23 protein-coding genes and 1 pseudogene are annotated in these 20,526 nt (G+C 66.8%); 13 read left to right on the top strand and 11 right to left on the bottom strand.

Annotated elements, in window-relative coordinates; translation table 11 throughout:
- Positions 1-73 precede the first annotated feature (73 nt).
- Together argF and G3W89_RS22170 are read right to left on the bottom strand one after the other, a co-directional pair.
- A complete protein-coding gene (gene argF / locus G3W89_RS22175; protein WP_162576194.1) occupies positions 74-1,012 on the bottom strand; it encodes an ornithine carbamoyltransferase in 939 nt (312 codons plus the stop codon).
- On the bottom strand, positions 1,009-2,214 hold the full coding sequence (locus G3W89_RS22170) for an aspartate aminotransferase family protein (RefSeq protein WP_162576193.1): 1,206 nt from the start codon (positions 2,212-2,214) through the stop codon (positions 1,009-1,011). The genes argF and G3W89_RS22170 overlap by 4 nt, the downstream gene beginning before the upstream one ends.
- A gap of 160 nt (positions 2,215-2,374) precedes the next feature.
- On the opposite strand from G3W89_RS22170, the gene G3W89_RS22165 reads away from it, so the two are divergent.
- Positions 2,375-2,707 carry a DUF3579 domain-containing protein gene (locus tag G3W89_RS22165; protein ID WP_162576192.1) on the top strand — a complete coding sequence of 111 codons (333 nt, stop codon included), beginning with the start codon at positions 2,375-2,377 and terminating at the stop codon, positions 2,705-2,707.
- 112 nt (positions 2,708-2,819) lie between these two features.
- Here G3W89_RS22165 and rpsT read toward each other — a convergent pair whose 3' ends face one another.
- Positions 2,820-3,131 (bottom strand): 30S ribosomal protein S20, encoded by a 312-nt coding sequence (gene rpsT, locus G3W89_RS22160; RefSeq protein ID WP_068676180.1) that lies wholly within the window; start codon positions 3,129-3,131, stop codon positions 2,820-2,822.
- A 118-nt stretch (positions 3,132-3,249) separates the two neighbouring features.
- Between rpsT and murJ the strand changes: the two genes are divergently transcribed.
- From murJ to G3W89_RS22145, 3 genes are read left to right on the top strand one after another with little or no spacing between them, the layout of a single operon-like run.
- Positions 3,250-4,815, top strand: coding sequence for a murein biosynthesis integral membrane protein MurJ (gene murJ, locus G3W89_RS22155; RefSeq protein ID WP_162576191.1), 1,566 nt, complete (start codon positions 3,250-3,252; stop codon positions 4,813-4,815).
- 54 nt (positions 4,816-4,869) lie between these two features.
- Positions 4,870-5,721 (top strand): SirB1 family protein, encoded by an 852-nt coding sequence (locus G3W89_RS22150; protein WP_162576190.1) that lies wholly within the window; start codon positions 4,870-4,872, stop codon positions 5,719-5,721.
- Positions 5,721-6,143 carry a bleomycin resistance protein gene (locus G3W89_RS22145; RefSeq protein ID WP_162576189.1) on the top strand — a complete coding sequence of 141 codons (423 nt, stop codon included), beginning with the start codon at positions 5,721-5,723 and terminating at the stop codon, positions 6,141-6,143. Before G3W89_RS22150 ends, G3W89_RS22145 begins: the two co-directional genes overlap by 1 nt.
- A 37-nt stretch (positions 6,144-6,180) precedes the next feature.
- Here the strand turns inward: G3W89_RS22145 and G3W89_RS22140 are convergent, their stop codons facing one another.
- The 6 genes and pseudogenes from G3W89_RS22140 to purM form a co-directional block, all read right to left on the bottom strand.
- Positions 6,181-8,331, bottom strand: coding sequence for an amylo-alpha-1,6-glucosidase (locus G3W89_RS22140; RefSeq protein ID WP_162576188.1), 2,151 nt, complete (start codon positions 8,329-8,331; stop codon positions 6,181-6,183).
- Between the two features lie 14 nt (positions 8,332-8,345).
- The gene (locus G3W89_RS22135) at positions 8,346-9,410 is read right to left on the bottom strand and encodes a glycosyltransferase family 4 protein (RefSeq protein WP_162576187.1); all 1,065 of its coding nucleotides are present in this window, start codon (positions 9,408-9,410) and stop codon (positions 8,346-8,348) included.
- A 103-nt stretch (positions 9,411-9,513) separates the two neighbouring features.
- Positions 9,514-9,684 (bottom strand): annotated as a pseudogene (locus G3W89_RS33385) (AraC family transcriptional regulator); the annotation flags it as partial.
- Between the two features lie 67 nt (positions 9,685-9,751).
- A complete protein-coding gene (locus G3W89_RS22130; RefSeq protein ID WP_162576186.1) occupies positions 9,752-10,324 on the bottom strand; it encodes an isochorismatase family protein in 573 nt (190 codons plus the stop codon).
- Between the two features lie 105 nt (positions 10,325-10,429).
- Positions 10,430-11,488 carry an AI-2E family transporter gene (locus G3W89_RS22125; protein ID WP_232076680.1) on the bottom strand — a complete coding sequence of 353 codons (1,059 nt, stop codon included), beginning with the start codon at positions 11,486-11,488 and terminating at the stop codon, positions 10,430-10,432.
- Between the two features lie 14 nt (positions 11,489-11,502).
- Positions 11,503-12,543 carry a phosphoribosylformylglycinamidine cyclo-ligase gene (gene purM, locus G3W89_RS22120; protein ID WP_162576185.1) on the bottom strand — a complete coding sequence of 347 codons (1,041 nt, stop codon included), beginning with the start codon at positions 12,541-12,543 and terminating at the stop codon, positions 11,503-11,505.
- 207 nt (positions 12,544-12,750) lie between these two features.
- Between purM and hda the strand changes: the two genes are divergently transcribed.
- The 5 genes from hda to G3W89_RS22095 all read left to right on the top strand — a co-directional run bounded on the left by hda (position 12,751) and on the right by G3W89_RS22095 (position 17,268).
- A complete protein-coding gene (gene hda / locus G3W89_RS22115) occupies positions 12,751-13,437 on the top strand; it encodes a DnaA regulatory inactivator Hda (RefSeq protein ID WP_162576184.1) in 687 nt (228 codons plus the stop codon).
- Positions 13,438-13,464: 27 nt separating this feature from the next.
- Entirely contained in the window at positions 13,465-15,045 is a 1,581-nt protein-coding gene (gene pcnB / locus G3W89_RS22110) for a polynucleotide adenylyltransferase PcnB (RefSeq protein WP_162576183.1), read from the top strand.
- Between the two features lies 1 nt (position 15,046).
- Positions 15,047-15,508 carry a 2-amino-4-hydroxy-6-hydroxymethyldihydropteridine diphosphokinase gene (folK, locus tag G3W89_RS22105; RefSeq protein WP_162576182.1) on the top strand — a complete coding sequence of 154 codons (462 nt, stop codon included), beginning with the start codon at positions 15,047-15,049 and terminating at the stop codon, positions 15,506-15,508.
- 92 nt (positions 15,509-15,600) lie between these two features.
- Positions 15,601-16,245 carry a DUF47 domain-containing protein gene (locus tag G3W89_RS22100; RefSeq protein WP_162576181.1) on the top strand — a complete coding sequence of 215 codons (645 nt, stop codon included), beginning with the start codon at positions 15,601-15,603 and terminating at the stop codon, positions 16,243-16,245.
- A gap of 12 nt (positions 16,246-16,257) precedes the next feature.
- Positions 16,258-17,268 carry an inorganic phosphate transporter gene (locus G3W89_RS22095; RefSeq protein ID WP_162576180.1) on the top strand — a complete coding sequence of 337 codons (1,011 nt, stop codon included), beginning with the start codon at positions 16,258-16,260 and terminating at the stop codon, positions 17,266-17,268.
- 6 nt (positions 17,269-17,274) lie between these two features.
- Here the strand turns inward: G3W89_RS22095 and G3W89_RS22090 are convergent, their stop codons facing one another.
- Positions 17,275-17,721 (bottom strand): hypothetical protein, encoded by a 447-nt coding sequence (locus G3W89_RS22090; RefSeq protein WP_162576179.1) that lies wholly within the window; start codon positions 17,719-17,721, stop codon positions 17,275-17,277.
- Positions 17,718-18,239: a GNAT family N-acetyltransferase gene (locus G3W89_RS22085; protein ID WP_162576178.1), complete on the bottom strand. Its 522-nt coding sequence runs from the start codon at positions 18,237-18,239 to the stop codon at positions 17,718-17,720. The genes G3W89_RS22090 and G3W89_RS22085 overlap by 4 nt, the downstream gene beginning before the upstream one ends.
- A gap of 166 nt (positions 18,240-18,405) precedes the next feature.
- Here G3W89_RS22085 and rpsP point away from each other — a divergent pair, with 166 nt between their 5' ends.
- The 4 genes from rpsP to rplS all read left to right on the top strand — a co-directional run bounded on the left by rpsP (position 18,406) and on the right by rplS (position 20,496).
- Positions 18,406-18,669 carry a 30S ribosomal protein S16 gene (gene rpsP / locus G3W89_RS22080; RefSeq protein ID WP_068676152.1) on the top strand — a complete coding sequence of 88 codons (264 nt, stop codon included), beginning with the start codon at positions 18,406-18,408 and terminating at the stop codon, positions 18,667-18,669.
- Positions 18,670-18,685: 16 nt separating this feature from the next.
- Positions 18,686-19,237, top strand: a complete 552-nt coding sequence (rimM, locus tag G3W89_RS22075) for a ribosome maturation factor RimM (protein WP_162576177.1) — start codon at positions 18,686-18,688, stop codon at positions 19,235-19,237.
- 32 nt (positions 19,238-19,269) lie between these two features.
- The gene (trmD, locus tag G3W89_RS22070; protein WP_162576176.1) at positions 19,270-20,016 is read left to right on the top strand and encodes a tRNA (guanosine(37)-N1)-methyltransferase TrmD; all 747 of its coding nucleotides are present in this window, start codon (positions 19,270-19,272) and stop codon (positions 20,014-20,016) included.
- A gap of 99 nt (positions 20,017-20,115) precedes the next feature.
- Positions 20,116-20,496, top strand: coding sequence for a 50S ribosomal protein L19 (gene rplS, locus G3W89_RS22065; protein ID WP_162576175.1), 381 nt, complete (start codon positions 20,116-20,118; stop codon positions 20,494-20,496).
- Positions 20,497-20,526: the final 30 nt, after the last annotated feature.

The following is a 20,526-nucleotide window of genomic DNA, read 5'->3' as shown; positions in this document are numbered from 1 at the left end:
CGCCGTGCACAGCGTCGTGGTGTCGGTTATTTCCAACAGAATGCAAACATGGGCAATGGCGCCGATCACCGAATCAGGCGGGCTGCCGCCCGAGCAGGAGGAACTCCATCAGCGCCTTCTGCGCGTGAAGGCGGTTCTCGGCCTCATCCCAGACCACCGACTGTGGGCCGTCGATGACCTCGGCCTCCACTTCCTCGCCGCGATGGGCAGGCAGGCAGTGCATGAAGAGGGCGTCGGGCTGTGCCGCGCGCATCATGTCCTCGTCCACGCACCAGTCGGCGAAGGCGGCGCGGCGGGCTTCGTTCTCGGCCTCGTAGCCCATGCTGGTCCACACGTCGGTAGTCACCAGGTCGGCGCCGCGGCAGGCTTCCATGGGGTCCTTGAAGACTTGGTAGCTGTCGGCCGAGCGGATGCCGGCGATCGACTGGTCGACCTCGTAGCCGCTCGGCGTGCTCACGTGCACCTTGAAGCCCAGGATCTCGCTGGCCTGGAGCCAGGTATTGGCCATGTTGTTGCCGTCGCCGACCCAGGCCACCGTCCTTCCCTTGATCGAGCCGCGGTGCTCGATGTAGGTGAAGATGTCCGCCAGGATCTGGCAGGGGTGGAACTCGTTCGTGAGGCCGTTGATGACCGGCACGCGCGAGTGGGCGGCGAAGGCCTCGATCTTGGTCTGCTCGAAGGTGCGAATCATCACCAGGTCGACCATGCGGCTGATGACCTTGGCGCTGTCCTCGATGGGCTCGGCGCGGCCCAGCTGGCTGTCGCCGGTGGTCAGGTGCACCACGCTGCCCCCCAGCTGGTACATGCCGGCCTCGAAGCTCACGCGGGTGCGCGTCGAGGCCTTCTCGAAGATCATGGCGAGGGTGCGATCGGTGAGCGGCTGGTGCTTCTCGTAGGCCTTGAACTTCTTCTTGATCAGCGCGGCACGCTCGAAGACATAGGCGTAATCGTCGGTCGTGAAGTCCGAGAACTGGAGGTAGTGGCGCAGCGCCGGAACCGGACCCGTCGTCATGGCGTGGCCTCCGCGAGGAAGGTCTTCACGAGGGGCGCGAGGATGGCGACGATCTCGTCCGCTTCCGCCACGCTGAGGATCAGCGGCGGCACCAGGCGGATCACGCTGTCGGCGGTCACGCTCAGCAGCAGGCCGGCCTCGCAGGCACGGTTCAGGATCACGCCGCAGGGACGATCGAGCTCGATGCCAAGCATCAGCCCCTGGCCGCGGATTTCCTTCACGCCGGCCAGACCGCCGAGCTCGCGCTCCAGCGCGGCCTTGAGGTGCGCGCCCACATTGGCGGCGTTGTCGAGCAGCTTGTGCTCTTCCATGATGCGGATGGTCTCGATGCCGGCGCGCATCGCGAGCGGATTGCCGCCGAAGGTGGTGCCGTGGTTGCCGGGGGCGAAGAGGTTGGCGGCGCGCGGGCCGGCCACCACCGCTCCGACCGGCACGCCCGAGCCCAGGCCCTTGGCCAGCGGCATCACGTCCGGCTTGATGCCGGCCCATTGGTGTGCAAACCACTTGCCGGTGCGGCCCATGCCGCACTGCACCTCGTCGATCATCATCAGCCAGTCGCGCTCGTCGCACAGCTCGCGTACCGCGCGCAGGTACTCCCAGCGCATGGGGTGGATGCCGCCTTCGCCCTGGATGGTCTCGAAGAACACCGCCACCACGTTCGGGTTGCCCTCGGTCGCTTTCTTCAGCGCCTCGATGTCATTGAGCGGCACACGGATGAAGCCCTCGACCAGCGGCCCGAAGCCCTGCTGCACCTTCGGGTTTCCCGTGGCCGACAAGGTGGCGATGCTGCGGCCGTGGAACGCGGCCTCGTAGACCACGATCTCGGGGCGCTCGATGCCCTTGTCGTGGCCGAACTTGCGTGCCAGCTTCAGCGCGGCCTCGTTGGCTTCGAGGCCGGTGCAGCAGAAGAACGCATTGGTGAGGCCCGAGAGCTCCGTGAGCTTCGCGGCCAGCTGCTCCTGGCCTGGCACGTGGTAGTAGTTGGAACTGTGGATCAGCTTGGCGATCTGCTCCTGCAGCGCAGGCACCAGCTCGGGATGGTTGTGGCCCAGGGTGTTGACCGCGATGCCGCCCAGGCCGTCGAGGTAGGCGCGGCCCTCGGTGTCCCACACTCGGCAGCCTTGGCCGTGCGACAGCGCGATCGGAAGGCGGCCGTAGGTGTTCATGACATGGGGCGAGGAGGGGGCGGCATTGGCGCTCATACGATCTCCGAAAAAGGAAAAGGGATTCTAGGGTTGCGTTCGGACAGGGTCATTGAGGATTGCGCATCACAGCAATGCTCTGCACCGAGTCGCTCGCGGGACCCGCCCGGATAGAATCCATTGTGCGGCGCAGCACTCTCCTGCGTCCTCCGCGCAATCCATGGCTTCCCCCATCCCCAAACAAGTTTTCATTCAGGGCATCACCCAAGATGGCCGGACCTTTCGCCCGAGCGATTGGGCGGAGCGGCTGGCGGGCGTGATGTGCTCGTTCCGCCCGGGTGGCCCTCAGCCTGACAGCCACCTGAGCTATTCGCCCTGGTGCGTGCCAACGGTGGTCAATGGGGTCAAGTGCGTGGTGGTGAGCGCTGAATTGCGTGAGGCCGAAGTGATGGCCTGGGACTTCGTGATGAACTTCGCTCGCGATAACAACCTGCAGGTCGCCGAGGCCTGCCTTGTGCCGGACGCTGGGCCCGCCTCAGGCAAGCGCAAGTAAGAAGTACCCGCCCATGAAAAAACCGCCCGAAGGCGGTTTTTTCACTTTGCTGCAGCGCACCCAGATCAAACGGCGGACTGGCGCGATGCCCGTCCGGGCTTGCCTGAAGACGTCAGGCGGCGGCCTTTTCGGCGAGCGCCAGGGTCTTGACCTTGGCTGCCAGGCGGCTCTTGTCGCGAGCTGCCTTGTTCTTGTGGAAGATGCCCTTGTCGGCGATGGTGTCGACGATGCTCTGGGCCTTTGCAAAGAGTTCTGCCGCCTTGGTCTTGTCGCCGGCCACGACGGCCTTCTCGACATTCTTCACAGCGGTGCGGTACTTGGAGCGCAGCGAGGTGTTCGCGGCGTTGAGCTTGGTGTCCTGGCGGACGCGCTTGCGGCCCGACGCGAGGCGCGGGTTCTTTTTCTTGGGCTTGGTGGATGCCATGATGGATGTTCCTTACGGTGTCTGCGGATGATGCGGCAAAGCCCTCCATTATAGGGCCTGGGCGACCGCCCGTCCCGGCCGCCAGGGAGAGCTCGCGCAGCCACATACACTTCCGGCCGTGTCGCTCTTCAAATCCGCCTCCACCGTCTCCCTGCTGACGCTTGCTTCCCGCATCACGGGGCTCATCCGCGACGTGCTCATGACCTCGGTGTTCGGCGTCAGCGCGATGACGGACGCGTTCTACGTCGCCTTTCGCATTCCCAACCTGTTTCGGCGCGTATTCGGCGAGGGCGCCTTCAGCCAGGCCTTCGTGCCGGTGCTGGCGGCCAACAAGACCGAGCACGGCGAAACGGGCGCCAAGGCTCTGGTGGACCACGTGGGGACGCTGCTGACCTGGACCCTCGTCCTCTTGTGCGTAGCCGGCGTGATCGGGGCGCCGCTGATGGTCTGGGCCATGGCCAGCGGCCTGCAGAAGGACCCGCAGAGCTTCGAGGCCGCCGTCGTCATGACGCGCTGGATGTTCCCCTACATCGGCTTCATGTCGCTGGTGGCGCTGGCCGGCGGCATCCTCAACACCTGGCGCAAGTTCGCCGTGCCGGCCGCCGCGCCGGTGCTGCTGAACGTGGCGCTGATCCTCTCCATCGTGGTCGGCGCGCCATGGTTCCGGCGCCTTGGCATCGAGCCGATCTACGCGCAATGCGCAGGCGTGATGGTGGGCGGGCTGCTCCAGCTGGCGCTGCAGATTCCAGCGCTGCGGGGGCTCGGGATGATGCCGCGCATCGGCCTCGGCCTGGGCGCGATGCGCGCCGCCTGGGCCGACCCGGGCACGCGCCGCGTGGCCCGCCTGATGCTGCCCGCGCTGATCGGCGTCAGCGTGGCGCAGATTTCGTTGCTGATCAATACGCAGATCGCCTCGCACCTCGCGACCGGCAGCGTGAGCTGGATCACCAATGCCGACCGGCTGATGGAGTTCCCCACCGCGCTGCTGGGGGTGGCGCTCGGGGTGGTGCTGATGCCGCAGCTCGCCGGTGCGCGCGCGGCCCACGACGACGCGCGCTACTCGGCCATGCTTGACTGGGGCCTCCGCCTGGTGGTGCTGCTGTCGGTGCCCTGCGCCCTGGCCCTGCTGGTCTTTTCGAGACCGCTGGTGGCCGTGCTGTTCCATAACGGCGCCTTCACCGAATTCCATGTGCAGCGCACCAGCCTGGCGTTGATGGGCTACGGCGTCGGGCTGGTCGGCCTTGTCGCGGTCAAGGTGCTCGCGCCGGGCTACTACGCCAAGCACGACACGCGCACGCCGATGCTGATCGCGGTGGCCGTGCTGGTGCTGACGCAGCTGCTCAACGTCGCCCTGGTGCCGCTGCTTCAGCATGCGGCGCTGACGCTCACCATCGCCATCGGCGCGATGATCAATGCGCTCTGGCTGCTCGTCGGCCTGCTTCGTCGCGGCAGCTACCGCCCCGAGCCGGGCTGGGGCCGCTTCCTGCTGCAGGTGCTGGCGGGTACTGCCGCACTGACCGCCTTGCTGGTCTGGGGCAACCAGCACTTCGACTGGATCGGGCTGCAGGCGCAGCGCCTGCACCGCATCGGCCTGCTGGCAGCGCTGGTGATCGGCGGGGCCGTGCTGTACTTCGCTGTGCTGGCGCTCGCGGGTGTCAAGCTGCGCACACTGGTGCGTCGCTGATCCACGGCGCAAGCCCTGCCTTGACGCTCGGCGCGGGCTCCTCTACAAAGACACATGACGTTCAGCTTCCAGGCGCCCACCGCACTCGAGTACTTCGAGTCGCTTGTCAAGAGCGACGACCACTTCCCGCTCCTCGAAGCCGCTGCCAGCCTCGCCCAGGACGAATACCCCGATCTCGATGTTCAGCAGGTGCTGGGCGACGTCGACCAGCTGCTTGCCCGCCTCAAGCGCAGGCTGCCCGCGGATGCTGCGCCGCTGCAGCGGCTGCGCGCCCTCAACCAGTTCTTCTTTCACGACCTGAGTTTCGGCGGCAACGTCAACGACTACTACGACCCCGACAACAGCTATCTCAATGCGGTGCTGCGCACGCGCCGCGGCATCCCCATCTCGCTGGCCGTGCTGTGGATCGAGCTGGCGCAGGGCCTGGGACTGCAGGCGCGCGGCGTTGGCTTTCCGGGGCATTTCATGCTCAAGATCACGCTTCCCAAGGGGCAGGTTGTGATCGATCCCTTCACAGGAAAATCGCTCTCGCGCGAGGAGCTCAGCGAGCGCCTCGAGCCCTACAAGCGCAGCAGCGGGTTGGTCGGCGACTTCGACGTGCCTCTGGGCCTGTACCTGCAGCCGACCTCACCGCGCGAGATCATCGGGCGCATGCTGCGCAACCTGAAGGAAATCCACCGGGCGCAGGAAGACTGGCAGCGCGCGATCGCGGTGCAGGACCGCCTGGTCACGCTCTTTCCCGAAGCATGGGGCGAGCACCGCGACCGCGGGTTGGCTCATGCGGAGCAGGGCAACACCGCACGTGCGGTGCGTGACCTGGAGACCTACCTGATGCATGCCGAGGATGCGCTCGACATCGATGCCATCGCCGAGCGCGTCGCCGCCTTGCGCCGGGCGGAGAACTGATGGCGCAGGAGAGCAAGACCGCGGCCGCCGACCTCGGCACGCTGCACGAATTCCACGGGGTGCAGCCGGTGCTGCCGGTCGCCGATGCGGCCCGCGCCGCGCGCTATTTCTGCGATGTACTCGGCTTCGAGCTCGACTTCATCGCCGGCGAGCCGCCCAGCTACGCGCGGGTGAAGAAGGGCGACCGCAGCTATGGCGACCCGGTCTACATCCGCCTGTGGCAATGCCGCCGAGGCGAGGCCCAGGCGTGGCGCGGCGAAATCGTGATTCACGTGGGCCAGGACGTCGACGGCCTGCATGCCGCCTATGCGAAGCGCGGCGTCAACGTGGTCGAACCGCCAACCTCGCAGCCATGGGGCCTGCGCGAATTCGCGATTCGCGAGCCCGACGGGCATGTGCTGCGCTTCTGCGGCTATCTTTGAGCGCCGCTCGCAATCTCGCTTCGCGGCTCTTCAAGCGTCACATCTTCAGCGACAGCGTGACCGGTGACGGGCCCTCCTGCGAGTCGATGAATGCAACCACCCGCTCGCCCAGGCGCTGAAAGCTCAGGTCCAACTTTTGGGTGCCGAGCTGCAGATGCCGGACCTGCAGATGGTCGATGCCATCCGGCAATCGGGGTTGCTCGACACGAATGAGGCTGCGGTGGGCATCGAGCTGCAGGCCCAGGGAAGCCTGCAGCAGCATGAAGACCGAGCCCGCCGCCCACGCCTGCGGCAGGCAGGCGACCGGGTAGGCGATGGGCGCTTCGCCCGGGGCGCGCTCGAATCCGCAGAACAGTTCGGGCAGCCGCATGCCGAAGTGGGTGGCGGCCTCGAACAGGCCATTCAGGAGCCGCACCAGTCCGTCGCGTTCGCCATAGCGCGCCAATCCGGCGCCGCAGAGGACGACGTCATGGGGCCAGACGGAGCCATTGTGGTAGGACATCGGATTGAAGCGCAGCGTCTCGGGCGGCAGCGTGCGAATGCCCCAGCCGGAATTGAACGCGCGCGACAGCAGTTGCGCCGCGACCGCCCGTCCGCGCTCGGCACGCGGAAGGCCGGTGTACAGCAGATGCCCGACGTTCGATGCCCGTACCCGGCAGGGCTGGCCTTGGCCGTCCAGCGCCAGCGCGTAGAACTGCATGTCTTCCTGCCAGAAATGCTGTTCGACTGCGGCCTGCAGTGCCACGGCGCTGTGCTCCCAGTGGCGGGCCGCGTCCGCATCGCCGCGCAGGCGCGACAGTTCGGCCATGACGGCGTAGGCGCGGTAGGCGTAGCCCTGGACTTCGATCAAGGCGATCGGCCCCTCCGGCGTACTTCCATCGGCATGGAACACGGAGTCGTTGCTGTCTTTCCACCCCTGGTTGGCCAGCCCCGTCAACTCGCCGCGCGCGTAGCTCAGGAAACCCGTGGGGTGCCCGGCCGCGTTCCGCTCGATCCAGCGTGCCGCGGCCTCGAGCGCAGGCCAGAAGGCATCCAGCGCACGGACGTTGCCCATCCGCTGCGCGTAAGCGCCCGCGAGCATGACGAACAGCGGCGTGGTGTCGACACCGCCGTAGTACTTGGCAAAGGGAAGCTCGTTGACCGCCGCCATTTCGCCCTTGCGCGTCTCGTGCATGATCTTGCCCGGCTCGGAGTCGCGGAAGGTCGAGGTCTGCTGCGCCTGATTGTGCGCGAGGAAAGACAGCACGCCGTGCGCCAGGCCTGGATCGAGCCACAGCGTCTGCAATGCAGTGACGATCGCATCCCGCCCGAACGGGGTCGAGAACCAGGGGATGCCGGCATAGGGGTAGGGGCCGGTGGGCAGGTCGGTCGTGAGCAGGGCCAGGTCGGCACGCGACTTGTCGAGCCACGACTGGAACAATCGGCCCGAGGCCAGCACGCGTGCGCCGCGCCGCTGGCGCGTGCGCATGCTGCGGCGGGCAGCGGCAGCGGCAGCTCGATAGCGCGAGCAGCCAGCGTCGGTGGGGCAGGGCCCGATTTCTGCATGCAGGGTCCAACGCTGGTGCGGCTCGAGTTGCACGATGAACGCGGCGTGCCGTTCGTCCAGGCCCTGCGGTTGCTCGGAGAATTCGATGCACATGCTGCGGCGCAGGCCATCGAGGCCTTGATAGCGCAGCTCCACGCCGCGCTCCTTCAGGAGCGACGGCTCGCGGGCGCCACGCTGCTGCCGACGCTGGCCGCGCACCTCGAACATGTCGTGGAAATCGGCGGCGAAGTGCAGCGTCAGTGGGGCCTGTACGCGCTGGTCGCCATAGTTCAGCACGCTGATGCGCTCGAAGATGCGGTTATCCCAGAGGAAGCGTTTGCGCTCCAGATGGATCACCCCTTCCGGCGTGGCCGGATTGCCGAGCAGCGGCAGCGGGTGATTGGTCATGTTCGCCGTGAAGAACAGGTTGTCCTGGCTCACGGCGCCAGACAGCAGCGACGGCCTGCGGCCACCCATCTGCAAGAGGAAGGTCGACAGCATGCGCGTGTCGTTGTGAAACAACCCGTCGGCTTCTCCTGTGATGTCGCCATAGACGTCGGCCACCAAGAAAGTGTCGCCTTCCTTCAGGACAAAAAGCCGCTGGGGATTGCGCTCGAGCACCGCCTCTACATCGAGCTCCGCGAGCGGCGGTTCAGTCGTCATGCCTTGACTCATGCTCAAGCCGCCTGGGGGTAGGAAGTGTCGTCTTTGCCGTGTGCCGGGAGCCGACGATACAGCTCCACGTAGGACTTGGCCATCGTTGCTGCAGAAAAACGCCGCTCGAAGGTGGCGCGGACCTCGTTGCGATCGAGTGCGCCGATCTGGTGGACGGCTGCAATCGCCTCGACCTCGTCGTCGACGATCAGGCCGCTGACGCCGTGATCTACCACCTCGGGCACCGAGCCGCAGCGCCAGGCGATGACCGGCGTCCCGCAAGCCATGGCCTCGATCAGCACGAGGCCGAAAGGCTCGGGCCAGTCGATGGGGAACAGCAGGGCGCGCGCGCCGCCAAGGAAGGCAGGCTTCTCGGCATCGCCGATCTCGCCGATGTATTCCACCAACGGGTGGTCGAGCAGCGGCTGGATCCGCTCGCGAAAGTATTCCTTGTCCGCCGCGTCGACCTTGGCGGCAATTTTCAGCGGCAGCCCCGCGCGAGTGGCAATCGCGATCGCCCGGTCGGGCCTTTTCTCGGGCGAGATGCGGCCCAGGAAGGCGAGGTAGCCGCCCGTTGCCTTCGCCTGGAAAGGGTAGAGCGCCGGGTCGAGCCCATGATGGACGGTGCCGTGCCAGCGTGCGAAAGGCAGCGGGCTGCGCTGGTGCCTGGAAATGGAGGCGAGCGGGAAGTGCTTCCACTCCGCGTAGGCCTCGGGCAGGTCCTTGAGGTCCAGGCGGCCGTGCAAGGTGGTGAGCGTGCGATCGGCCATGTCCGCGAAAAAGGGGAAGTGGAGCAGATCAATGTGGAAATGCAGCACGTCGAAGTCGCCCGCGCGGCGTCGGACTTCCTGCAGCATGACCATGTGGGTGGCGAGGTCGGATTTCAGTGGCGCCGGGTCCAGGCGCAGCGCCTGTTCGCGCATCGGCACCAACCGCGCACGCGTGCGGGTCTCCGCAGAGGCGAACAGGGTGACTTCGTGTCCCTGGCTCACCAGGGCATTGCAGAGATGGGCAACGACGCGTTCGGTCCCGCCGTACAACCGGGGCGGTACCGATTCGTACATCGGGGAGATCTGGGCGATTTTCATGAGGAAGTCACCGACGAAGCAAAACCGGTAGAAGAGCATTGGTCCCGAGCGCGCCGCGCCGGACGAAGGCGATTTTCAGATAGGACGAATCGCACAAGCCGCAGGGTGCGACGCCTGCGTGCTCGACGAACAAGCGCGTCAGGTGACGTGACGAGGTACGGGCCACCTGGGCCATGCGCGGCACGCTCCAGTCGTCTTGCGGCGCCTCACTCACCGCGTCCTGCACGCGGTGGAGTGCAGGATGCAGGTGGTTGCGGTATGCCAGGAAGGGCGAGGGCTGTTCGGCAGCAGCACGAGCACGACGCGAATGCGCGGCGCGCTGCTCATCCGAAGTTCTCGCCTCAGGCCGTAGCCAGCACGCCGGCGCGCTCCAGCGCCTGCTCCACGGTGCACAGGGTCGCGAAACGGCCTTCCAGCACGGTCGCCGTGCGGGCCTTGATGTCGTCCGCCGGCAGGGGCCTGCCATCGGGCTGAGTCATGTCGAAGGTCAGCGTGGCGTCCGTGACGAAATCGACTGCCCAGCCCAGGTCGGAGGCATGGCGCGCCGTGGTCTCGCAGCATTGTTCGGTGCGGATACCGCTGACGATCAGCCGGCCGATGCCGTTCTGCGTCAGCCACACATCCAGCCCTGTACCGACCAGGGCACTGTGGCGGTGCTTGGTGTACGTGGCGGCTGCTTCGAAGGGCGTGAGCTCGGCCAGCGGCCGGACGTGGCCGGATTCGATCGCAAAGGGGTTGTCGGCGCGGGCGGGACCGTCAACGTGGAAGATGCGCACCATCGGGACGCCGGCAGCCCGGCAGCCTTCGATCAGCGCGTTCTGGGCGGACGCATAGGCCGACAGGTCACGCGGGGTGAAATAGGGGCGATGGCGGAAGGATTCCTGGGCATCGATCACTATCAGACAAGATTTCATGGCGGCAACCTCGAGGGTGGGTGGATGATGCGCCCTATTCTTCCTGCGCATCTGGCATCCGTCTGCCTTCGGCAGGACAGGAATCGGTCAATTCAGGACATTCCTTCAAACCAGCCGTGCCGCCTGCAGTTCCTTCTTGAGGTAGGCGTAGAAGAGCGGTGCGGCCACGAGCCCGGCCGGACCGAACACGGCTTCGGCCACGAACATCACGGACAGCAGCTCCCAGACCCCCATCTGCGTACGGGCGCCGACCACCTTGGCATTGATGAAGTACTCGGCCTTGTGAATAAGGATCAGGAAGGCCAGGCAGGCCAGTGCAGTCACCGGCGATACCGACAGGCCCACGAGCGTGATCACCGTGTTGCACAGCAGGTTGCCGACGATCGGCACCAGGCCGGCGACGAAGGTCAAGGTGATCAGCGCCGTCGCGTAGGGCAAGTGCAGATCCCACCGCGGCAGCAGGAACAGCAGGAAGATCGCAGTCAGCAGCGTGTTGAACGCTGCAATCCAGAACTGCGCGGCGACGATCTGGCCGAAGGCCTCGCCGAACAAGATGATGCGCTGCCTGAGCAGCTCGGCGAGCGGGCGGCCGGTAGAAGGGTGCTGTGCCACGGCCGCCAATGTGCCGACGATCAGGCCGACGTAGGCGAACAGCAGGCCGCCCAGCCAGGCGCGGCCGGTCAGCGCGAGCATGCCTGCCTGGGCGCGCAGGTAGCCGGCGATGACCCGCTGCACCTCGGCCGTCCCCTCGGGCAGGTAAGCCCCGATGTCGGGCGGCAGCTTGAGCCGCAACTCAAGCACCGTGCGCGCGATGTAGTCGAGCAGTTCCTGGTATTGCTCCGGTGCGTTGAGCACGAACTCGCGCGCTTCCGAGAAGGCCAGTATTCCCAGGCCGATCGGCGCCAGCGACACCAGGGTTGCGGCGACGATGCGCGACCAGGACGATTGCGCGTCCGGCACCTGTTGGCGCGACCTCGCAGGCAGCAGCCGGGCCAGTCCGGTGTCGAGCAAGCGTGCGAGCCGGCGCGTGCCGAGAAAGCCGATGCAGACGCAGAGCAATCCCGGGAGCAGCCCCTGCCACATGATCAGCAGCAGGGCGCCGGCGATGAGCAGGTAGCTCGCCGTGACCAGCTTGCGCGACGGGATAGGTGCGACGATGCTCACGCGGCGGGGCCTTCTCAGGCCACGACCACGGCCGCGCCGGCGCCGAGCGGCGCGATGACGCCGATCTCGTGCACCGTCTCGCCCTCGGTGCGCAGCGTGGCGACGCAGGCCGCCGCCTCGGCGGCGTCGATCACCACCACCATGCCGATGCCGTTGTTGAAGGTGCGGTTCATTTCCAGGTCGTCGATGCCCGCCACCTTCTGCAGCCAGGCGAAGAGCTCGCTTTGCGGCCAACTGCCCTTCTTCAAGTGCGCTGCCGTGCCCTCGGGCAGCACGCGCGGGATGTTCTCCAGCAGCCCGCCTCCCGTGATGTGGGCCAGCGCCTTGATCGGGTGCCTGGCCAATGCGGCCAGCACCGGCTTGACGTAGAGCCGGGTCGGCGCCATCACGGCCTGGCGGAAGGGTTGGCCGTCGAGGGTGGCAGGCAGATCGGCGCCCGCGCGCTCGATCACTTTGCGCACCAGGCTGAAGCCGTTGGAATGCACGCCCGCCGAGGCCAGGCCAAGGACCACGTCGCCCGGCTGGACGTCCCGACCCGTGAGGATCCTGGACTTCTCGACCGCGCCCACCGCGAAGCCGGCCAGGTCGTACTCGCCGGCCGGGTACATGCCGGGCATCTCGGCGGTCTCGCCGCCGATCAGTGCGCAGCCGCTCTGCTCGCAACCGCGGGCGATGCCGCCGACCACTGCCGCGGCCGTGTCCACATCGAGCTTGCCGCACGCGAAGTAGTCGAGGAAGAACAGGGGCTCGGCTCCCTGCACCAGCACGTCGTTGACGCTCATGGCCACCAGATCGATGCCGACGGTGTCGTGCATGTTCCACTCGAAGGCCAGCTTGAGCTTGGTGCCTACCCCGTCAGTGCCGCTCACCAGCACCGGCTCCTTGTAGCGCTTGGGCACCTCGAACAGGGCGCCGAAGCCGCCGATGCCGGCCAGCACGCCTTCCCGCATCGTCTTTCTGGCCAGCGGCTTGATGCGGTCGACCAGCGCGTCGCCAGCATCGATGTCGACGCCTGCATCCTTGTAGCTGAGCGGGGTAAGCGGAGTGGAGTTCATGGGGCGGGCCGGACGAAAAGAAGGGACGGTCGAAGGGAGGAGGAGAATGACGCCGGCAACCGGGGCGGTCGGGCCGATAGAATTCCTCACGATTTTAAGGGCCCCATTGCCCCGCGCCCTCGGCCGGTCGCACAGCGCTTCTGCCTGTCTCATGAATCAACGTACCGCGTCATTTGCGCCATTCCAGCCGCCCCCCGTGGCATCGGCATGAAGCAGCTCGCGCTCGATATCGGCATTGCCTCCGGCCCGACGCTGGCGGGCTTCTTTGCCGGCCCCAACGAACCCGCACTGCGGCACTTGCGGCTTTGGGTCGGCGATGCGCGTTCGAACACGCTCCATTCGCCGGTTCCGACCTACCTCTGGGGCGAGAGCGGCAGCGGCAAGACGCATCTGCTCGAAGCAGTGCGCTGCGCCTTGCGCGAGCAGGGCGCGAGCGTGGGATGGCTGCATGCAGGGCTCTCGGACCCGCCCGACTTCGACGAGCATTGGAGCGCGGTGCTGCTCGACGACGTGCATCTCTATACCGCAGTCCAGCAGCACGCCGCTTTCAACTGGTTCGTCAACGCGCAGAGCCTGCAGCGCGGGGTGGTGGCAGCCGGCGCGGTACCGCCTGCCGACCTGCCGCTGCGCGAGGACCTGCGCACGCGCCTGGGTTGGGGCCATGTGTTCCACTTGCAGGTGCTGAATGAACCGGAGCGGCGCGCGGTGCTGCGCCAGTCCGCCGACAGCCGCGGCGTGATGCTGACCGACGAAGTGCTGGACTACATGCTGCACCGCTTCAGCCGCGATCTGGGCAGCCTGATGGAGCTCCTGCTGCAGCTCGACGGCTATGCCTTGCAGACCCAGCGCGCGATCACGATCCCGCTGATCCGGGCGATGCTCGAAAATGAATGAGGGCGCGTCCCGCGCCGAAGCTTTCCAATGATCAAGAAATTCATCGACAAACTCCTGGGCAAGACCGGCGCCGCCGGCTCCGGCGGCAAGAACCGCTTCGGCAAGCGCCAGGAGGTGCCGGCCTCCGTGCACGGCATCGACCCGCAACTGGTCGACGAGCGCGCCAGGAACGTCGTCACCACGCTGCAGGACGCCGGCTACGAGGCCTACGTGGTCGGCGGCGCGGTGCGCGACCTGCTGCTGGGCCTGCGGCCGAAGGACTTCGACGTGGCCACCAACGCCACCCCGGAGCAGGTCAAGAGCCTGTTCCGGCGTGCCTTCATCATCGGCCGGCGCTTCCGCATCGTGCACGTCGTGTACGGCCGTGGGCGCGAGCACGAGGTGATCGAGGTCTCGACCTTCCGTGCCTACATGGATAGCGCGGGCGCCGAGCAGGTGGCGGGCAACGAGCGCACCAGCAAGGGCGAACTCGCCGGCATGAAGCACGCAGTGGACGCCAGCGGCCGCGTGCTGCGCGACAACGTCTGGGGCCCGCAGGAGGAAGACGCCGCGCGGCGCGACTTCACCATCAACGCTATGTACTACGACCCGGCCAGCCAGATCGTGGTCGACTACCACAACGGCATCAAGGACGCCAAGAAGCTCACGTTGCGCATGATCGGCGACCCGGTCACGCGCTACCGCGAGGACCCGGTCCGCATCATCCGTGCGATCCGCTTCTCGGCCAAGCTGGCCGCACTCGGTTTCTCGCTGGAGCCCAAGACCGGCACGCCGCTGGTCGAATCCAGCAAGCTGCTGGCCGATGTGCCCCAGAGTCGCCTGTTCGACGAGATGCTCAAGCTGCTGCAGACCGGCCATGCAATCGCGACTATGGCGCAGCTGCGCAAGCTGGGGCTGGCGACCGGCATCTACCCGCTGCTCGACGTCATCGTCGAGCGTGCCGACCAGGCCTTCGTCAAGGCCGCGCTGCAGGACACCGACCGCCGTGTCGGCGAAGGCAAGCCCGTGGCGCCGAGCTTTCTGCTGGCATGTGTGTTGTGGGCCGATGTGCGCGACGGCTGGGCGCAACGCGTCGAGGGACGCCATGGCCAGCGCCCGCAGGCCTCCTTCCCGGCCCTGCAAGACGCCATCGACGACGTGTTCAACGCGCGCATCGGGGACGTCTCGGGGCGCGGCAAGCTGGCAGCCGACATGCGCGAGATCTGGATGATGCAGCCGCGCTTCGACAAGCGCAGCGGCGCCACCCCCTACAGCCTGGTCGAGCAGGCGCGCTTTCGTGCGGCCTTCGACTTCATGCGCCTGCGCGCCGACGTTGGCGAGGTGAGCGAGGCGATCGCCGAATGGTGGCAGGAGTTCAGCAGCACTTCCGACGACCTGCGTCGCCAGGACCTGCTCGATCAGGTGCGCGACGAGCAGCACAAGAGAAGCCGGCAGCGCAGCCCGGCGCGCAGCGCGGCACCTGCGACTGCACAGGCGGACGGCGATGCCGAGCAGCCACAGTCGCAGCCGCCCGAGGGCGAGCTCGCGCCAGCCGCACCACGCAAGCGCCGCCGCCGGCGCAAGCCGCGCACCGGCGGCGAGGCCGGCAGCAGCATCTCGGCCGAATGACGTGAGCGCAACGCCCGCCTACGTCGCCATCGGCGCCAATCTCGGCGACTCGCAGGCAACAGTGAGGCGGGCGATGGACCACCTCGCTGCCCTGCCGGGCACGCGGCTCGTCGCGCGCTCGTCTCTCTATCGCAGCGCGCCCTTCGAGGCCCAGGGGCCCGATTTCATCAACGCCGTGGTCGAGCTGCGCACCGGCCTGGCGCCGCTGGCCCTGCTGGCCGAACTGCAGCGACTCGAAGCCGACGCGGGCCGCGAGCGGCCTTACCGTAACGCACCGCGTACCCTCGACCTCGATCTTCTGCGGCACGGCGACACCACGATGCGAAGCGCTGTGCTGACGCTGCCGCATCCGCGCCTGGGCGAGCGCGCCTTCGTGCTCCTGCCGCTCGCCGAGATTGCGCCGGCCCTGGTCTCGGCAGCCCAGCTGGAGCGGGTGGCCGGCCAGCGCATCGAGCGGCTCTGAGCCCGTCCCGGCGAGGCTTGCCCATTACACTTGCCAGGTTTTTTCATGATGGCGTCACGGGTGGGTGATAGCCGAGAACCCAGGAGATCGCCATGTTTGGCAAGCTGCTGCCCCGTGAGGGGAATTTCTTCGAGATGTTCAATCAGCATGCCGATCGCATCGTCGAAGCCGCGCGTGCCTTCGAGCAACTGGTGGGCAACTACAACGACCTGCACTTGCGCGAGCAGTACAACCGCGACGTGGACAATGCCGAACGTGCCGCCGACCGAGTGACGCATGACGTCAACAGGCTCATTCACAAGACTTTCATCACACCCATCGACCGCGAGCAGATCCACAAGCTGATCAACACGATGGACGATGTGGCCGACCTGATCCAGGACTCGGCCGAAACCATGGCGCTGTACGACGTGCGCCACATGACCGATGAGATCACCCGCCTCACCGCCCTGAGCACGAAATGCTGCGAACGGGTGAAGGATGCTGTCAAGCTCCTCGGCAGGGTGAGCGAGCCGGCGACGGCCGAAGCCGCGCTCAAGACCTGCGAGGAGATCGACCGCCTCGAATCCGACGCCGACCGCGTGCTGCGCAGCGCCATGAGCAAGCTGTTTCGCGAGGAGCCGGATGTGCGCGAGGTCATCAAGCTGAAGGCGATCTACGAACTGCTCGAGCGGATCACCGACAAGTGCGAGGACGTGGCCAATGTGATCGAGGGCATCGTCCTCGAGAACTCCTGAGCGCGGCGCCGAATGGAATCGGTCCAGGTCGCCCTCTGGGTGGTGGTGCTGCTGGTCGTGCTGGCCATCGCATTCGACTTCATGAACGGCTTCCACGACGCGGCGAACTCGATTGCCACGGTCGTGTCCACCGGCGTGCTCAAGCCCGGGCACGCGGTGGTGTTCGCCGCCTTCTTCAACCTGGTCGCGGTCTTCGTCTTCCACCTCAGCGTGGCGGCGACCGTCGGGAAGGGCATCGTGCAACCCGGGGTGGTCGACGTGCACGTGGTCTTCGGGGCGCTGATGGGCGCCATCAGCTGGAATTTCGTCACCTGGTACTACGGCATTCCCAGCAGCTCCTCGCATGCGCTGATCGGCGGCATCGTCGGCGCGGTGATGTCGAAGGCGGGTGCCGGCTCGCTCGTCGCGGCCGGAATCTGGAAGACGGTCGCTTTCATCTTCGTGTCGCCGTTGCTGGGATTCCTGCTCGGCTCGATGATGATGGTGCTCGTCGCCTGGCTCTTCCGCCGCTCGACGCCATCGCGCGTGGACCGGTGGTTTCGTACGCTGCAACTGGTCTCGGCCGGCGCATACAGCCTGGGTCACGGCGGCAACGATGCGCAGAAGACCATCGGCATCATCTGGATGCTTCTGATCGCAACCGGCCACGCGGCCGCCAACGCTGACGCGCCCCCGGCCTGGACCATTGCTACCTGTTACGCGGCGATTGCGCTGGGCACCATGTTCGGCGGCTGGCGCATCGTCAAGACCATGGGCCAGAAGATCACGAAGCTGAAACCAGTGGGCGGCTTCTGCGCCGAGACGGGCGGGGCGCTGACGCTGTTCCTCGCCACGGCGCTGGGTATCCCCGTGTCAACCACGCACACCATCACCGGTGCGATCGTCGGCGTGGGCTCGACGCAGCGCGCCAGCGCGGTGCGCTGGGGCGTGGCCGGCAATATCGTCTGGGCCTGGATCTTCACGATCCCGGCGTCAGCCTTCGTGGCAGCCGTCGCCTACTGGATCGGCTTGCAGATTTTCTGATTGCGCCTACTGTGAGATCCGGCGCCCCTCTTCGATCTGGTGCTCGAAGAAGCGCTGGAAGCTGAAGGCGATGCTGGCCATCAGGATGGTGCTGCCGAAGAACAAGGCCAGGACGACGGCGCCGATGGTGAGCCAATTGCTGCGTCCGGGCATGGCATCCGGCGCGGCTCCGGCGTTGTAGCGCGCATTCCATTTCTCCGGCGCCATCAATCCGTACACGATCGCAGTGAGGGCGCAGCCCGCGATCGTAAAGCCCAGCAGCGGTAACAGAAGCCAGCTCCAGGCGTCGTCCACCCCGTAGAAGCGGACGCGCTCGATGCCGTAAAGCCCGAGGGCGGTCGGGATGGGGAGCAGCCAGCCGAGCGTGCTACCGAAGCCACGCAGGTAGAAGCAGTGCAGGCCCAGCGGTCCGCCGAGGAAGGCGAGCCAGGCGGCCACGGTCTTGTTCTTCATTCGGGACTCGTCGCGCTGCCTTGGCCCAGCACCTTGTCCATCAAGACCACATCGCGCCACTGGCCGAACTTCCAGCCGCAGTCCTTCAGCACGCCCACGTGCTCAAAGCCCAACGTGCGGTGCACGCCGATCGAGCCGGCGTTGGCCGAGTCGCCGATGACAGCGATCAGCTTGCGCACGCCAGCGGATTCGGCGGCCTCGATCAATGCAGCAAGTAGCCTGGCGCCGAGCCCCTGGCCGCGCGCGGCCTCGGCCAGGTAGATCGAGTCCTCGGCGGAGAAGCGATAGGCGGGGCGCGGCTTGAACCAGTTGCAGTAGGCAAAGCCCAGCAGTTCGCCGTCGCGCTCGGCCACCAGGTAGGGAAGGTTCCTGTCCAGCACGTCGGCTCGCCGTGCCGCCATGTCGGCGGCCGTGGGCGGCTCGGTCTCGAAGGTGCCGGTGCCGTGCAGCACGTGGTGCGCGTAGATGGCTGTGATCGCCGCAATGTCTTGGTCGAGGCTGGGGCGGATAGCGGTCATTCGGAAGGCCCGGCACAGGCCGGGAAAGGTGGGGAATATCACTCGGGCTATAATCGCGGGCTTTTCAGCGTGCGCTGGCCGGGTGGCTATGTCGCGTGTCTCGACGCTGAAAGAACTCCGTGGGCGAACCGTTTCAGTGTTCGTTGCACCACCCGAAGGATAAATCATGGTCGTGATCCGACTCTCCCGCGGCGGCTCCAAAGGTCGTCCGTTCTTCAACATCGTCGTGTCGGACAAGCGCGTGCGCCGCGATGGCCGATTCATCGAGCGCCTGGGCTTCTACAACCCCACGGCCAAGGACAACGAGGAAGGCATCCGCATCGCGCAGGATCGCCTGGCCTATTGGCAGGGTGTCGGCGCGCAGGCCTCCCCAACGGTCACCCGCCTGATCAAGCAAGCCGCCGCCGCGGCACCCAAGGCGGCCGCCTAAGCCGCCCGCTCCGGCGATGCTGCCCACGCTCGAAGCCGCCGAACTGCCGGCGGATGCAATCGAAGTGGCGCGCATCGCCGATGCATGGGGTATCAAGGGCTGGTTCAAGGTCCTGCCCCACAGCGCCAAGCCTGAGGCGCTTTTCTCCTCCAAGCGTTGGTTCCTGCAGCCGCCTGGCAAGACCACCGGCGCATTCCGGTTGGCCATCCGCGAGGCCAAGGAACATTCCGACTGCATCGTCGCCTCCTCCGAGGATGTGCCCGACCGCAACGCGGCCGAGGCGCTGCGCGGCGCGCGCGTGTTCGTGGCACGCTCGAGCTTTCCCACGGCCGCGGAAGACGAGTACTACTGGGTCGATCTGATCGGCCTTTCCGTGGTGAACCGGGAGGGCGCCGCGCTCGGCACGGTTCGCGAGATGCTCGCCAGCGGCCCGCAGACCACGCTGGTGCTGGAGGCCCTGGAGGGCGGCAAGCCGGTTGAGCGGATGATTCCCTTCGTCTCGGCCTTCGTCGACAGGGTGGACCTGGCGGGCCGGCTGATTACGGTCGACTGGCAGCCCGACTACTAGGAAAGCCGAGCCGCACCGACTCCGGCGCCCCCATGCGCTTCGACGTCATCACTCTGTTCCCCGAGCTGTTCGCGCCCTTCCTCGCGACCGGCGTGACGCGGCGTGCCTTCGAGACCGGACAGGTCGAGGTTGTGCTGTGGAGCCCGCGCGATTTCGCCGAGGGCAACTACCGCCGCGTGGACGACCGGCCGTTCGGCGGCGGGCCCGGCATGGTCATGATGGCCGAGCCGTTGTCGGCTTGCCTGGATGCCGCACTCGCCGCGCGCGGGGGCGAGGCGCCTGTCGTCATGTTCTCGCCGACCGGAGAAGTCCTGCAGCACCGGGCCGTCGAGCACTGGGCTGCGGGCGAGGGTGCGGTCCTGGTATGCGGCCGCTATGAAGGCATAGACCAGCGGTTCATCGACGCCCGGGTGACGCATCAGCTCAGCCTGGGCGACTTCGTGCTCTCGGGCGGCGAGATTCCTGCCATGGCCCTGCTGGACGCGGTAGCGCGGCTGCAGCCCGGGGTGTTGGGCGACGAGGCGAGCCACATCCAGGACAGCTTCAACCCGGCACTGGATGGCTTGCTCGACTGTCCCCACTACACCCGCCCCGAGCAATGGAAAGGGCAAGGGGTGCCGTCGGTTCTGCTCTCGGGACACCATGAGCAGATCGAGCGTTGGCGCCGCGACCAGCGACTCGCGATCACGCTGCAGAAGCGTCCGGAGTTGATCGATGCGGCGCGCGCGTCGGGCCGCCTGAATGCGGCGGACGAGAAGGCGCTTGGGAAAAAGCTATAATCTTGGGCTCCCCGATCCTCTGCCGGCCGCGTCGGCCCAGGCCCTCAGCCTGCAAGACGCCCCTTGTGTAGCGCGTGCACGATCGAATTCAGGAAAGCCATGAACCTCATCCAGATCCTCGAGCAGGAAGAAATTGCCCGGCTCGGCAAGAAGATTCCCGATTTCATGCCTGGCGACACAGTCATTGTCAGCGTCAACGTCGTCGAAGGCAGCCGCAAGCGCGTCCAGGCCTACGAAGGCGTCGTGATCGCCAAGCGCAATCGTGGCCTCAACAGCGGCTTCACAGTGCGCAAGATCTCCAGCGGTGAAGGCGTCGAGCGTACTTTCCAGACGTACAGCCCGCTGATCGCCGGCATCGAAGTCAAGCGCCGCGGCGATGTGCGCCGCGCCAAGCTGTACTACCTGCGCGAGCGCAGCGGCCGTTCGGCACGCATCAAGGAAAAGCTGCCCGGCAAGTCCTCCGCAGCAGCAGCTCAGTAAAGAGTGCCTCTTGCCTGCAAAAAGCCGCCA

It is taken from the genome of Variovorax sp. PBL-H6, assembly GCF_901827155.1.
GTDB lineage: Bacteria > Pseudomonadota > Gammaproteobacteria > Burkholderiales > Burkholderiaceae_C > Variovorax.
Note: the sequence above shows the minus strand (reverse complement) of the source record. Positions and strands in the feature narration are given on the sequence as shown.